Source organism: Rhodococcus sp. IEGM 1366, assembly GCF_033142425.1.
GTDB lineage: Bacteria > Actinomycetota > Actinomycetes > Mycobacteriales > Mycobacteriaceae > Rhodococcus_F > Rhodococcus_F globerula.
The window spans coordinates 1-14,584 of the sequence record NZ_JAWLRZ010000022.1; the positions used below are offsets into that span (position 1 = coordinate 1).

A 14,584-nucleotide genomic window follows, 5' to 3' on the forward strand; every position below is an offset into this window, starting at 1 on the left:
ATGGTCGATCAGATTCTTGCCTGGCTTGTCCTTGACCACAATGGTTGTCACACGTACGTCCGGGTATCGGTCACCGTATCCGGCGAGGCTTTCCGCCGTGAGTGCCTGTTCGGTGTCGTGGCGTGCCTCCCAATCGACTTCCCGGAACTTCGAGAAAACAACGTCGAGGGCGATATCCGACCAGGCGTGTACCGCGACGAGGTCGACCCATGTCGGCGGGTTGACTGACTTGATCGGGTAGCGCTCCCATGAAAATGGGGCCCAGCGTCGAGGAATGTTCCTCGACGAGCGCGAACAACTCGGGTGTTGTCATCCCAGTGGCTACGCCGTGTGGATGAACTGTGTTGACCCGTATGTTGTACTGCGCAACTTCGTTGGCGATCGTCTTGCACAAGCCGACGACACCGTGCTTGCTCGCCGCATAGTGAGCGAGGAACGGTAGGCCTCGAAGTCCAGCGACGGAACTCGTGAAGACCATTGCCCCTCCCGTTCCCTGTTCGATCAGGATGGGAATCGCTGCTTTGGCAGTGTGGAATACACCCGTGAGATTGGTATCGATCGTTTGCTGCCACTGCTGTGGGGTGATTTCCCAAGACCGGGACGCCGAGCAGATACCGGCGTTTGCGACTACGACATCCAACCGACCCAACTGTTCGACGCCCGCCTGCAGTGCACTAGATAGGGCATTCCAATCGCGAACATCGGCTTGTACTGCGATGATTTGCCGACCCATGTCCTCTACTGCTCGCACGGTCTCTGCCATGTCGGCTGCGGTGCTTCCGACGTACTGAACTGTGTCCAACGGAGCGCACAGGTCAACCGCAATGATGTCTGCGCCCTCTTCTGCCAGCCTGATGGCCGTCGCGCGACCCTGACCACGTGCTGCGCCGGTGATGAAGGCGACCTTGCCGGCGTATCGATGGAAAGAGTTCTGACTCATTGGGTCTCTTTCGACTTGGGGTGACTGTGAATTTTTGGGCGGGAAGTACGTGGTATGTCGCATGCCAATTGCTGGGCGGTGCCCTGGACTGGCGCCACCGACCCCGGCGGGCAGTTTGCGGAGGACTGGCCGCCGAGGTCAGCAGTTGTATGCTGGATCTGCAGCGTTTGAGAGTGGAAAGTACCGCGCAGTAGGCTTTGACGATCAACCACGCAGAGGCGCCGACTCCGGTGTGTGGGTCATTGGTCCAATTCGCAGGTCATCACTGTCCGTTTCGCGCTTTCTGGACGCGAGATATGCAAGTGCACAGGCGATGAGTGAAACTCCGGCGGCGAAGTACAACGTCGTCTGGATGCCCTGCGTGCCCGGAAATGCGTGGCTGCCGATGTTTACCGCGCCTTGTGCCAGGAATAGTCCGGCAATCGACGAGGCCACACCTTGAAAGGTGGTCCGTACGACGGCTTGCATTCCGACGGCGGCACTGGTTTGCGATTCGGGCACGCACTCGGCGATCAATGTTGGCAGTCCACCGTATAGGAAGCTGGCGCCTATGCCGACAACTACAGAACAGGCGAGGAAGGCTGGCAGTGATGTATGCGCGAGCCATGTCGCGATGAAGCCGAGTGTCGAAATCAACGAGCCGATGATCACTGTGATGCTCGCGCCGAGTCGCCGCGAGATGCGGCCAGGAAGGGGAGAGATCAAGAATCCAACCAAGGCCGACAGGCCTAGAAGAAGACCAGTAGCAGTTGCTGTCAGTCCGAATCCGATCGGAAGGTCGATTACGGTTGCGCTTGTATTCTCGCCTGTGCCGGGAATAGTGATCTCAGTTGGGGTTCTCAAAATGGCAGTCGGAAGGACTTGCATCATTCCGAACGGACCAATGGCGGCGGCGGCTGTCGCGATCATGCCGAGTGTGAACTTGGGATTAGCAAAGCGTCGCAGATCCATCATCGGAGCACTGAAAGTGAGTTCCCATGCGATCCAAGCCAACAGCAGGCATGTACCACCGCCCAAAAGCATTAAGACTCGCTGATCTGTCCATCCCAAGTCCTTGGTTCGAGTAACTCCGAAGAGGATGGTGGCAGTAGTAGCGGAGAATAGAACTGCTCCGAGGTAGTCGATGCGCGATGTGCTTCCGGTGGACGCTTCCGGTGACTTTCCTGGTACCCAGGCCCATACGGCAATGCAGGCGAGGATTGCGACAGTGGATGCGAACCAGAAGATGAGATGCCACTGGAAGTAGTCGAGGATCAGTCCACCGACAACCATTCCTGACGCACCAGCGATAAGTGCTGAGGCACTGACAACCGATATGCCGATAGCTGCTTTGTCCTTCGGGAGAACTTGACGTGCAAGGCCGATCACAAGCGGTAGAACTGCACCGGAGACACCTTGGATCGCACGTCCAAGGATGAGTATCTCGAGATTCGGTGCGAGCGCGCTCACCATGGACCCGATTGAAGAGATGATGAGGACCGTGATCAGAACCTGCTTTCGTCCGAACTGGTCGCCTAGTCGGCCGCATACTCCGGTTGCAGCGGCCGCTACCAGCATGTACGCAGTCACGATCCATACGAGCTTGGTGATGTCCTGTTTGAAGAACGGGTCATCCGCATACAGGAGTTGAATCGCCATTGTTGTTTCGAAGGCGGCAATGGCTTCCGCCACGATCAGGGCGGTCAGGATGAGAAATGTGGGTGTGGCCTTTGTGCGCGAGGGTCTGGGCACTAGAGGTTCCTTCCAGGAAGTAATCGCAGGGATGGATTTTTAGGCGAGTCGATCAAGCGTGAAGTGCCGTGAGTCAGATTGTTCTGTTTCCTCATGATAAGGACATATCCGGACTTCTTGTGCTGCCGATCACAATTCTTTATGTCGAGTCGGTTGTCAATAGTGAAATTCTGGGTTCTAGATACTTGAGAATTAGAATTCCATGGTAGATAAGGCTGTTCCAGTGAATTCCCGGAATGGCCGTCTTTTGTTATGGATCGATGTAATCCCAGTTGGCCGCACCACATAACATTATGCTGCATGGCACATGGCGGATGGTTTTTCCAGTGTTTCTAGCTCTCCGGACAGTTTCTGTGTTGGCGTCAATTTCTAAATGTGATTCGTGTTGCTCGCATCCGTCCGGAGATATTAACGAAATGGCTGGATAGGGCTTCGGATGTTAGTACCCGACTCGACTCGAATGCGATCGATGACATCGCGTGGAGGTGGCTGTACGTCGCTGGACACAGCACTGGGATCCGGAAACACCTTGAGCGGTTCGAGTGGCGGATTCCTCGGCGAAGATCCAGAGCACAGATTTGGCGAATACGAAATTTCAAAGAAGAGCATTTGAGTTTCTTCCCTGTGCGAAGGAAGGCGGGCCGAATCCCGGGAATGCGTTTGAAGGCCGGCGCCACGGAGGAACGGTCCGGGTAGATTGGTCACAGGAGGCTCGGATTCCAGATAGCTGAGGTGCGGTTCGCTCAGAGCTACGAAGCCCTGCGGAGCGGGGTAACGCTGGTGGAGAGCGCAACGGTACGTCCGTCTCGATCTAACAAGGGGTTGTAACCCGTCATCGATTGCATTGACGTCTCCCTTGCATACTCCGACTTCGGTCATAGCCCGAATGGCCGATCGCCCGTTACCCCGCATGCGGCCAGCGCGGCAAGATCTTCATTGCTCAATGCGAGCAGGTGCCCCAAGACTTCAGTCGTATGTTCGCCCAGCAAGGGAGCCGGGCGTCGTGTCCAGGGCTCAGGGTTGCTCCTGAACTTGAAGGGCAACCCAGGAGTGATGTGTTCCCCGGCAATCGGATGCGTGACAGACTCGAAGAAGTTGCGAAACTCTAGTTGGCCGTTCTCCAGCAGGTCGGCAGGCCTGCTGACCTTGGCGGCAGGTACGCCGAGGCCCTGAAGCCAGGAGACGACCTCTGTAACTTCCTTGGATGCAGTCCATTTCGAGATCTCACAGTCGATCGCGTCGGCATGCGCGCGCCTGTTTTGTCTGGTGTTCAACGCTGGGATATCCAACGGCGTCGAGTTCAGATTGAGAGCATGGACGATCGATGTCCATTGCTCGTCGGTTACAACCGAGATGGCGACCCAATTGTCTTCGCCGGTGCATTGGTACGCGCCTTGCGGGGATGACGTGGGACTTCTGTTGCCGTCGCGGGTGAGGGCCGCCCCATTGGCAGAGTGCTCGACGATAACCTCTGCGGCGACGTTCAGTGCAGCTTCGACCATTGGGCACTCGATCATGCCACCCTGCCCGGTCTGGTCTCGCTTTTCGAGAGCGACGAGGGTGGCGAAGACAGCGTGGAGCCCTGCGATCGGGTCGCACGGTCCGCGGGGGATCAACGGCGGGAGGTTGGATTCACCTGTAAGCCATGCCATTCCGCTTGCCTGTTCCATTGTCTGGGCGAATCCAACACGGTCTTTCCAGGGGCCGTCCAGCCCGAACGCCGGCATACGCACAAGTAGCGCGCCAGGGTTGGTTTCATGAATTCGAGTCCAGTCCAATCCGAGATTGGGCATGACTCGTGGAGAGAAGTTCTCGATGATCACGTCGGACGCAGCGACGAGTTGCAGGGCAACCTCGAGTGCTTCGGGCCGCGAAAGCTCGAGGGTGACGTCCTTTTTGTTGCCGTTGCATGAAAGGAACACGGATCCGGTCTCCCACCATGAATCAGTCGACGGAGGTCGACCCCCGGAGTACCGCATTCCATCTGGGCGCTTTAGTCCCTCGACCTTGATGACTTCGGCACCGAGAGCTGCCATCACGAAGGTCGCCGAGGGTCCTGCCCAAAATGCTGTGAAGTCCAGGACTCGAATTCCTTCTAGGGGTAGCTTCGGGTGCCTCGGGGTTGTCGGAGCGTGCTTGTCGGTCGACTCCCATAAGACCGACCCGGTGTGAGCCCCGAGCGATGGTGCAGGTTCTAATGTTGGCCTGGCCGAACTGTCGATGCGGTAGGGCGATCTGGGTTGAGTGAAGCCAGCTGGATTCTTCACGAAGATGTCGCGTATCTGAAAATGATCGATGTCCTCGATCGTGTCAGGAGATCCGATGGGCGCTACCGGGATTCGCATGCTCGAAGCAAGTTCGATGATGTCGTCGGTTGTGCGTCTGGAGGTCCAGCTGCTGACGATGTCCTCGAACTCCGCTCGTCGTTGCATTCGTCCATGAGCAGTAGCCAACTCGGCGTCGTCGAGAAGATCGGGTCTTTCGATCATGATCAGAAAGTCTTGGAACTGCTGTGCCGTGATGGTACAGAAGCCAACCAATCCGTCCAAAGTTTCGACGATGGATGGCAGCTCGATACTGCGAGTGCTACCGGCTACGAAATCGGAACCGAGAACGCTGAGACCCACTGCTGAGAGGCCGCCCATCGTGGATGTCATGCATTCGAGTAGGGAGAGGTCGATCAGCTCGCCTTGTCCAACTGCCCTGCTAGTGCGACTTGCAGCTAGTGCCGCGACTGCGGCGTACGTGCCGGATACCCATTCGCCGATCCGGCCACCTGCTTGCAGTGGTTTGTCGTCAGGCAGCCCTCTGCTTGCGAGTGACCCGCACAGGGCTTGGAGTGTGAATTCGGTAGCGGAGTAACCGAATTCGGCATACGGACCATGCAGGCCGAACGGAGTGATGCAGATGATTACAGTCGAGGGATTGCCGTCCGCGAGGACTGCGATTTCGTCGACCGTGAGGCCGCACTCATTGTCGAGGATGACGATATCTGCCCGGTCGATCAGTTGCTCGACCTCGCGGCTGGTCGGCCCACCAACGACGGATCGTTTGTTTGTGTTCAGGAAGGAGAAAAGTGCGCTGTCAGATTCCGTGGTCGTCCCGGATGATGACCAGGCGCGCATCGGATCACCGCTCGACGGTTCCACTTTAACGACATCGGCACCTGCATCGGCAAGGAGCTTTCCACAGTACGGACCGGCGATTCCGCTTGTCATTTCGACAATTCGAAGCCCTGTGAGGGGTGGGCCTTCGAGGGAGGGAGTTGCCATGGTTGTTGTGTCCTTGTCGTGTGTCGTAGATGAACATGGTGGAAGAGGTCGACCGTGCAACTTTTGCTGCCACTTCGAAGGCCGTCTTCTGGCGGCGGCTGGTCGAGTGCGCACTGACCCGCACCGTCACCCGGTCGTCCTCGCCATACATCCTTGGGCGGAGACGTGTTGAGGTACGTATCTACGCGACCGTGGAGACGATCCTTAGCGTTGACATTTTTAGCGAATACCGAACAATTAGTCTCTATTTTCGATGCAAATTTTTGCGAGATCGGCGTTCAGTACCCCACAAATAGTGGGCCTTCGATCGCCTGGCGTCAATAGGGGCCGATTGAGACCGTGCTTGACACGGACTACTAGTCCGGACTCTAATGGCATACGTCACAGGACGTTACCGTCCAAAGCGTCGAAGATTGAGGGATCGCAGTGAGCCCAAGCATGGTTCTCGAGACGGTGGGTTCACCGGATGGCGATCGGGGCGTGGTCGACTCGTCCAGATCGTGGGTGAAGTCCAGTCACCGTCGTACGGGTGCGTATGAAGGTGTGAAACTCCCGCATGCATCTGGATGTGGCTCATCTGAGAGGAATGCTGCCAATTCCTACTGCTGGAACGAAATCAGCTCTGCCGTAGAAATTTTGAGCCCTGTCGGCCAGCAGAGCACGTTGTCGTCGAGTGGACAGCGGCCTACGTCAGGGGAAACTCATCCCCGAGGTCGAAGGCGAAATTTGCGATCGAGCCGGCGAGGTTCGGTCAATGCGACGCGTTTGGCGCGAATGGATTTCGATGCGCGGTCGACGCCATCCCGTCCAAGATCGCTACATTTTCTCGAAGTCCGCAATGGCGATGCGAACCGCTTGTGGCGGAGCGAACAGAGATCCTCGGAGAGGCGGAAGGTGTTCTCCTTACGGTACCGCTTGTGCGGGCCGAAGTTATCGGCCTGCCGGGTTATTGCTGGGCGACTTGAGGTCGCTGCGATGGCCGTCGAATCCGGGCGCACCGACCGCCGAGGAGATCAGAAGGCTTGGCAGTGCGGGCTTTCGAGGAGGACGCACACCAGATGATGTGTTTCGGATCCAACTTAACGTGAATCCCGGCAGGGAAGGACGTGACGGGATCTGATGGCAGAGCGATCGAATCAATTGGTCCCGAAGTTGTCTGGTCCGTTAGTGCGGATCTTAGAGCTTATTCCGAGGAGTAATACATGTCGATTGATGTATCGTTGAATACCGGCAACCGGCTGATGAGTCAGGTGTGCAACGCCGAAGTAATCATAATTCGTCCAGGGTTGAGGGCTCTCGATCTGCGATGCGGGGGATACGGAATGGTGCCGAATAGGATCGGCGTCAGACAGGAATTTTCCAGGATAGATGAATTTATGACCGGAATGGCCTTGGGGACGAGGTACACGCATCCCTTGGATAGTTCGCTAGAGATTCTTGTGACCAGGCAGGGAGCGGTTTCCTGTCTGACGGCGAAGTCCCGTTGATCTTGAAAGATTGTAAGCCGCTACCTGCGAAAGTTTGATTCAAAGGACTGGTTAATCGTAGTGCAAAAAACAGACATAGCGTTGCTGATTATTCGCCTCATTGTGGGTGTGACGTTGATTCTTCATGGATTGAACCATGCTTTTGGCGGCGGTAAAGTAGCGGGCACTGCAGAATGGTTCGAGAGTCTGGGGATGAAATATGGAAAGCTGCAAGCGCTTCTCTCTATCTTTGTCGAAATATTGGCTGGCCTTGCATTGATTCTGGGTATCTTCACCCCGCTTGCGGTCGCATCGATCATATCGGTAATGCTGGTGGCGGGCGTGACATCCCATCGAAACAATGGATTCTTTGTGTTCAAGGACGGATACGAATATGTCCTAATGATCGGGATCATATGCGTGGCGGTTGGTGTGGCTGGTGCGGGAATGATTTCCATTGATCATTTACTTGGAATGAATTATGATTCCTGGGTTGGGATTAAGATTTCGGTCGGATTAGGGGTTTTGGGAGCCGCTGCGCTACTTGCCATTTTTTGGCGCCCGTTGCAGAAGTCGAAAGGGTAACCTGACAGGGTGCGGACCGGAGTTTATCTCACATGTGTAGAAAACCCTGAACCCGTCGATCACCACCGGAGCGTTCATGCATGCCAAACTCCTAGGTCTAGCTGCGGCGCCAATCGAACTCACACCGGCGCGCCCCCACCCCTTATTGTTCCTGTGGAGCCGCGGTCGGTAGAGGGCATGCTTGTCCCGTTGACTTCAGCGCACGGTGGGCAGGTCGGCTGTGTGCGCATCTGCTCGTTGCCAGGCGCACAGTCTATTTGGATCGTCGAGCTCGGTCCGTCGTTGCCCAGATCTGGGGCGGAGACGATTGATGCGGCAGGCAGGTTACTGCTCCCTTGTCTGACCGATCATCAGCTGCACCTGCATGGCAATCGCCGCAGCTGATCAATCGGCGCGGTGTGGTCGTCCTAATTGCGCGACGGTCGGACACTCGGCCGGACTTCGCCTGCCGCCACGTCGGATGCAAACGGATGGTTTCGAGGGTCGACTACATCGAGACAACCGCCCGAGATCGCGATGCGTGCGCGATCGATCAGATCTAGGCAGAGCGGCCGGTGCGAGTTCAACACCGCAGCGATGCGCTGTGGATGCTCATCAGTGCCGCGATGGCGCCGCGCACCTCGACGAGTCGGGAGACCGCCCGGTGGTCGAACACGAACCGGACGGCAAACCTACCGGTCGTGTCTGGGCTGCGGAAATGCCGGCCACGCGTACGACCGTTGGACCGTGCAGAATCGTGGTCGCTGACTCGAGCCTGCCCATGGTGGACGAGATGATGGCGATGATCGCGCACGACCATTCCAGTGGAAGGCCCGTCGCGGTTCACTGCGTATGCCGTGAATCCCTGCTGCTCCTGTTGGTTGCGTTGGAGGAAGCCAGCTCGCCACCTGGCGATCGGATGGAACACACGGCATTGATACCCGTCGAGATGATCTCGGAGCTGCCGGCGACATCGGCTCAGTGTTGTTACCCAACGTTGTTACCCAACCCGGATTTCTCCGGGACCGAGGTGACGATTTCATTCGGGAACTCAGTGTTGATGATCTTCCAGATCTTTATCGCTGTAGATCGCTGATCGACGTGAGGATCTACCTGCCCTTGTCGAGTGATATGCCGTATGGACCTCTTGACCCGTGGATGGTGATGGCGGCGGCCATCGAGCGAAGCACGTCCGACCGTGGCGGCGTGGCGTTAGGACGACAGGATGTCAGGCTCGCGGTCTATCCTTTCGCCCGCGTCCGATCCGGTTCAGTGCCTACGCAGTAGCGGATCGGCCAGCAGACCGATCTCATTTCTGCTGGATTGCCGGATCCCCTGTGTTGGTATCGCCAGAAGCTGGGGCGGTGAGGTCGACGCCCATCGATGGTTGTCCGTTTTGAGCGGATCCTGAACTACTTCGTCACGACTCTCGGGCCTCCAAACGGACATCTGTCGAGGAGACACGCTGGCCTTGTTTCCGGAGGTAGACTTACTCGGTGTCTGGACAGTCAAACTCGAATACGAGTGCCGAAATCGAAGACGGCGCAGCCCTGCCGGCCACAGCCTACGCGGTCCTTGGTGTGCTCTCGACTCTCAACGAAGAACTCTCGGCTTCGGAGATTAAGGCTAGATGCGATTACACTCTTCGGCTCTTCTATTGGTCGCCAGCCGTCAGCCACATTCGACGTGAGCTTCGACGATTACGAGAACTCGGGCTGATCACCGAGCGTGAGGTTCAGATAGGGCAGGTGCGGCGAACAATGGTGTATCAGACGACAGACAGGGGTGAGGTGGTGCTTCGGCGTTGGGTCTCCGGGCTGCCGGTCGATGAGCCTGTAGTGCTAAAGAATCCAGCCTTGCTTCGGGTGTACCTGGGTGCTGCTACCGGCCCGCATGACGTCGTGAAGATTTTGGATAATCGCTTGGAGCAGTTGCAGCATCAGATCGATGACTTGGTATGGGGCAGGAGGCGTAGCGAGGAGCTCCACCTTGCCGATGCTGAACATCTTCGCTATGCACAGGCCCTTAGTGAGTATCTGCTGAGGTCAGCTCATTTCGAACACGGAAATGTTCGCCAATTGAGGGACCGTATTGCGGATATGGATTCGGACAATCCTGCGCTGGCAGTAACTCGCCCAAAGGGTCCGGTACGCAGACGGAGTGCTGTGCACCGGACCGTCGAACCACCGAACGATCCTGGGGATTCAAGCTCTTCGCCGTGATGCTTCGCGCGACGTGGCCATCTGAAATTTCGTGAGTGTGGGAGATTAGTATTCCGATTCGGACCGAATGGAAAACATCTGTTCGCGGACACGGGAAGATATGAGATAAGTTGTACTCGAATAGATTTCGGGTTTGCCCGGGTTGGCAGGATGCCCATCAAGTGCCCCGCAGGTTATGAGAATCCTTCAGCCCTGATCAAGGGCAGGAAAGGCTACAACTCATGGCTGGAGCCAAACGGCACACGCCCGAACGGATCATCCGAAAACTGCGCCAAGGCGACGAACTCACTGCCAAAGGCCCCGACGTCGAGGAAATCGCCCGACAACTTGACATCTCAGCGCCGACGCCTAACAACTGGCGCAAGCAGTACGGCGACATGAAAGCCGACGACGTCAAAGAGTCCAAGGAACTTGAGAACGAGAGCGCCCAGCTCAAAAGGCTCTTTTCGGAAGCCGAGCTCGAAAAGGCTGCGCTCAAGGAGATCGCGAAGGGATAATTCTGAGCCCGACCGCCAAACGAAACGCTGTCACGATGCTCCAGGAGACGATGGGGCTTTCGGAGCGTTTCGCCTGCACGGTCGTCGGGCAACCACGATCGACCCAGCGCAAGGAATTAGCGAAGAATACCTTGGACGACCCGGGCGTCAATCTTCGAAAGTGGTTGCGAGACTGGGCAAAATGAATGCCCGCAAGGGATTCTGTCGGGCATGGGCGGATCTGCGTGCAGAAGCTTGGGTGGTCAACAAGAAGATAGTTCAGTGTCGCTGGCGTGAGGAAGAACTGCGGTTGAAGGTCCGCAAGATCCGGGAACGGGCCGGCTCCTCGACCGCGACGATCACGGCGGCGGATGCGCCGAAGGTGGTGTGGGCTGTCGACTTTCAGTTCTACTCGGCCGGGAGCTGGCCATTCGAGGCCGAATGATCGAAGAATGCTTGAGCATCAGATTGTTTCATGACACTCAAGCATTCTTGTTTAGGACCTCCGTCCCGGATTCTCGCGGCCCTCACATCTGCGCTGCAGGGAACCATCTCGTTGTGGTTACAGAACGGAGATGCCTTCGTTCTGTAACCTAGTCGCGGAAGGCCTTGCCACCGTCGATCACCCACACTTGCCCGTTGATCCACTCAGCCTCGTCAGATAGAAGGAACGTGACAGCGCTCGCGAGGTCTGATGGTTCACCAAGCCTGGTGCTGTGATTGCGCTCAAGGGCCGCCGACAAGTCCGTTTCGCTCAGAGTCCTGCGGGCGGTTTCTGTGAGAACGAATCCGGGTGAAACCCCATTGCACCGTATTCCGTTTTTTCCCCAGCGGGAGGCAATATGGCGGGTCAAGGTGTTCACCCCGGCCTTGGAGGCAGCGTACGCGGGGCGCGTTGGTTCGCCGACGAAGTAGGCGCCTGAGGTGGTGTTGACGATTGCTCCACCGCCCTGTTTCAGGAAGTGCGGTATAACCTCTCGGCAGGTGCGTGCGAATCCCAGCAGGTTCACTTCAAAGGTTCGACGCCAGACAGCAGGATCCATCTCCAGGAGATCATGGTCCCTGCCCAACGTTGCGGGTGAGAGATCCGCACCCACATTGAACAGTCCGTGGATCGATCCGAATTCGCTGAGGGACCGACTGATTAACTCACGAATTGATACTTCATCGGCGAGGTCGAACTCGGCCGCTATGGCAGTACCCCCAGAGACCCTGATCCGGTCGGCTGTTGCTTCTGCCAGTTCTCGGTTTAGGTCACCGACAACAACCCGCGCTCCCTCCGCTGCCAAGCGTTCGGTCGTGGCGGCTCCGATCCCCGTTGCTCCACCACACACGATGATGGTCTTCTCTGCAAAGCCGCGCATATAGCAATCCTTCAAGTGAGTTCGAAACAATGTATGTGCCCGCGACCAACTGTCGCGGAAGAGGTTCCTGTTTCCAGCAGGCTGGCCGGACCTGAGGTGTCAATGCCGGATCAATGTTCCGCGTTCGTCGGCGATGCGATGTCGAAACGCTCGGCTTTCGCGATCAATTGATCGTGCCCAGGTTTGATGAAATGAGCTATAACGAATGCTGCGACGGCACCGATCCCGATCAGTGCAAACACACGGAAATAGCCAGTTTCCGTACTGAATGCTGTCCCTGTAGCTGTGGATGAGGCCAACAGCATCGCGGCGATTGAGGTGCTGATCGCCTGGAAAACAGTCCGGTGACGGTGTTCACACCGGTTTGCCTTACTGGTATTTTCCGCGGGGACAGATCCAATGACAAGGTTGGGGAGAGCCGAGTAAGAGAATGCAGTTCCGACACCCATGATCGTGACGGACACTAGTATGCCCGGTGCGCTGCTATGGAAAACGCGAGCGCGTCGTGTGGTTTGAAAGTGGTTGTGCCGGTGTGGAATCAGGCAGAAACTTGCCGAGGACCCGTAGATCCCTCACGCCCGTATTTACATCTGTCTGAGCGGGTCGCAGAGTTGGGCTTTGAAGTGGTGATCCACTTAGTGGGTTGGATCTTGCTCGGAGATCAGTTCTCGTCCGCAACCACCCCGAGGTATGTACCGAAGACTGCCATCGCTCGCCCATCGAATTCGACTTCGCCGAGCAGCTGAGTGCGTGATGCTATGTCGTGGTCTCTGGGCAAGATGTCGATTCGAACGTCTACCGGGCGCGAAGTTTCGGGGTCGGTGATATCGATCCAGATCGCGACGGTTTTCTGTTCCGGGTCGGTCTCGACCTTGGTGACCCGGTGCCGAGAGGTGACTTCTAGAACAGTGCTATTCGTTTTCAATTCGAATCGGATGGAGGCGCACAGTTCGCCTTGCCTCGGGGGTATGCACAGGCTGACAGCCATCTACTCTTCTCCTCCTCTAGGGTGATACTTGTTACTGGTTCTACGGTGATACTCGTTGGCGGACCGCCATTCCGAGTACGCCTTGGTCGGACGTACTCGGAATGGGATTGGCCGTAGAGAGGCGCTGCGGTGTCAATACCCTGGCGGATCTTCAGAACTGGACGAGCTCTTGGTTCCTTAGCGGGGTAATGCAGTGGCTGCCAGCTGTGATTTTTAATTCAGTTACTGCCCGGTTTTCCCGAGTGTGGTTGCGCGGCCGGTGATTTCGGCATCGCTCGACTGGGATGCGGCGAATGCGGTCATTCGGGCCCAGGCGTCACGGTCGCGCTGGCTGGCTTGATGTCCAACATGGGTGACGACGTCGACGTCAGTGGCTTGAGATCGCAGGTACCCGGCACGGGCCTGCTCCTTCGGGATGTGCTTGAAGGGGTCGAATGAATACGCCTTCATCGCGTTTTCGTGGGTGATTTTGTTGATTGTGTTATCTGATAGATGTCCCATAGTCTCGATGACATCTTCAGGAGCGAATGGCCAGTTGCTGTCTGAGTGCGGGAAATCTGACTCCCAGAACAGGTGATCTTCGTTGAACCACTCCATGTTCTTCACACCGACCTTGTCGCTGATGAAGCAGGTGTAGATGTGCTTCTTAAATACATCGATCGGGCCGCTGTACCCCTCGGGGAACTTCGCCTGCGTCCAGCCGGAGTGGCGGTTGAGCACATGCTCCGAGCGCCACAGGAAGTATGGAATCCAACCCACATCGCCCTCTGTGAGGGAGAACTTGAGATTAGGGAACTTGTCGTAGAACTCGGCCCAGACCAGGTCCAGGAAGGAGTACATGCTCATCATCGATGAAGCGCTCATCCCGACGCTCGGGGGAGCATCGGACGAAAACATTGGCATCCGCGAAGACGAACCGACGTGGCAGGCCAGCACGGTATTGTTGTCCGAGGCGGCGTTTAAGAGGGGGTGCCAGTAGTCGGTGTGGATGCTCGGCATCGATAGCGCCTCAGGGTTCTCGGAGAAAGTAACCGCGTGGCATCCCTTATCTGCCAATCGACGGATCTCCTTGGCAGCCTCCTCAACATCGAACAGTGGCAGGATTCCACACGGGATGAACCGGCCGGGGTAGGCGCCGCACCATTCGTCAACGTGCCAATCGTTGTATGCCTTGATCATGATCAGATTCAGATCGCGATCGGGTCCCTGGTTGAGAACCTGGCCGGAGAACCCTACCCAGTTCGGAAAGTTCAGCCCCGCCAGCTGGCCACCGGCGTTCATATCACGCACTCGTTCATCGACGTTGAAGCAACCGGGGCGCATCTCGTCATAGCTGCTGGCGTCGATGTTGTACATCTCACGAGGCTTTCCGGCAACTGCGTTCAGACCCATGTTCCGGCCACGCAAGTCGCCGTAGTACCACTGCTGAATGCCCCCTTCCTCCAGGATCACTCGAGGGGCCTGGTCTTTGTATTTCGCCGGGACGTGTGCATCGAACATGTCGGCGGGCTCCGAGATGTGGTCATCCACACTGATCAAGATCAGATCATCTTTTTTCATT

General features: G+C 56.9%; 11 protein-coding genes. 5 read left to right on the plus strand and 6 right to left on the minus strand.

Annotated features, from left to right (window positions below):
- Nucleotides 1-70: 70 nt before the first annotated feature.
- The 3 genes from R4P64_RS33155 to R4P64_RS33165 all read right to left on the minus strand — a co-directional run bounded on the left by R4P64_RS33155 (nucleotide 71) and on the right by R4P64_RS33165 (nucleotide 5,943).
- Nucleotides 71-940, minus strand: a complete 870-nt coding sequence (locus R4P64_RS33155; protein ID WP_317824416.1) for a mycofactocin-coupled SDR family oxidoreductase — start codon at nucleotides 938-940, stop codon at nucleotides 71-73.
- Nucleotides 941-1,144: 204 nt separating this feature from the next.
- Nucleotides 1,145-2,671 carry an MFS transporter gene (locus tag R4P64_RS33160; RefSeq protein ID WP_317824418.1) on the minus strand — a complete coding sequence of 509 codons (1,527 nt, stop codon included), beginning with the start codon at nucleotides 2,669-2,671 and terminating at the stop codon, nucleotides 1,145-1,147.
- A gap of 875 nt (nucleotides 2,672-3,546) precedes the next feature.
- Nucleotides 3,547-5,943: a CoA transferase gene (locus R4P64_RS33165; RefSeq protein ID WP_317824419.1), complete on the minus strand. Its 2,397-nt coding sequence runs from the start codon at nucleotides 5,941-5,943 to the stop codon at nucleotides 3,547-3,549.
- 1,547 nt (nucleotides 5,944-7,490) lie between these two features.
- Between R4P64_RS33165 and R4P64_RS33170 the strand changes: the two genes are divergently transcribed.
- The 5 genes from R4P64_RS33170 to R4P64_RS33190 all read left to right on the plus strand — a co-directional run bounded on the left by R4P64_RS33170 (nucleotide 7,491) and on the right by R4P64_RS33190 (nucleotide 11,116).
- Entirely contained in the window at nucleotides 7,491-7,994 is a 504-nt protein-coding gene (locus tag R4P64_RS33170) for a DoxX family protein (protein ID WP_317824420.1), read from the plus strand.
- Between the two features lie 583 nt (nucleotides 7,995-8,577).
- Nucleotides 8,578-9,069 carry a hypothetical protein gene (locus tag R4P64_RS33175; RefSeq protein ID WP_317824421.1) on the plus strand — a complete coding sequence of 164 codons (492 nt, stop codon included), beginning with the start codon at nucleotides 8,578-8,580 and terminating at the stop codon, nucleotides 9,067-9,069.
- 400 nt (nucleotides 9,070-9,469) lie between these two features.
- On the plus strand, nucleotides 9,470-10,195 hold the full coding sequence (locus tag R4P64_RS33180) for a MarR family transcriptional regulator (protein ID WP_317824422.1): 726 nt from the start codon (nucleotides 9,470-9,472) through the stop codon (nucleotides 10,193-10,195).
- 221 nt (nucleotides 10,196-10,416) lie between these two features.
- On the plus strand, nucleotides 10,417-10,692 hold the full coding sequence (locus R4P64_RS33185; protein ID WP_317824423.1) for a transposase: 276 nt from the start codon (nucleotides 10,417-10,419) through the stop codon (nucleotides 10,690-10,692).
- Nucleotides 10,693-10,873: 181 nt separating this feature from the next.
- Entirely contained in the window at nucleotides 10,874-11,116 is a 243-nt protein-coding gene (locus R4P64_RS33190; protein WP_317824424.1) for a hypothetical protein, read from the plus strand.
- A gap of 148 nt (nucleotides 11,117-11,264) precedes the next feature.
- Here R4P64_RS33190 and R4P64_RS33195 read toward each other — a convergent pair whose 3' ends face one another.
- The 3 genes from R4P64_RS33195 to R4P64_RS33205 all read right to left on the minus strand — a co-directional run bounded on the left by R4P64_RS33195 (nucleotide 11,265) and on the right by R4P64_RS33205 (nucleotide 14,583).
- Nucleotides 11,265-12,035, minus strand: a complete 771-nt coding sequence (locus R4P64_RS33195; RefSeq protein WP_317824425.1) for an SDR family oxidoreductase — start codon at nucleotides 12,033-12,035, stop codon at nucleotides 11,265-11,267.
- A 661-nt stretch (nucleotides 12,036-12,696) separates the two neighbouring features.
- Nucleotides 12,697-13,023 carry a hypothetical protein gene (locus R4P64_RS33200; protein WP_317824426.1) on the minus strand — a complete coding sequence of 109 codons (327 nt, stop codon included), beginning with the start codon at nucleotides 13,021-13,023 and terminating at the stop codon, nucleotides 12,697-12,699.
- A 222-nt stretch (nucleotides 13,024-13,245) separates the two neighbouring features.
- The gene (locus tag R4P64_RS33205) at nucleotides 13,246-14,583 is read right to left on the minus strand and encodes an amidohydrolase family protein (protein ID WP_317824427.1); all 1,338 of its coding nucleotides are present in this window, start codon (nucleotides 14,581-14,583) and stop codon (nucleotides 13,246-13,248) included.
- Nucleotide 14,584 lies beyond the last annotated feature (1 nt).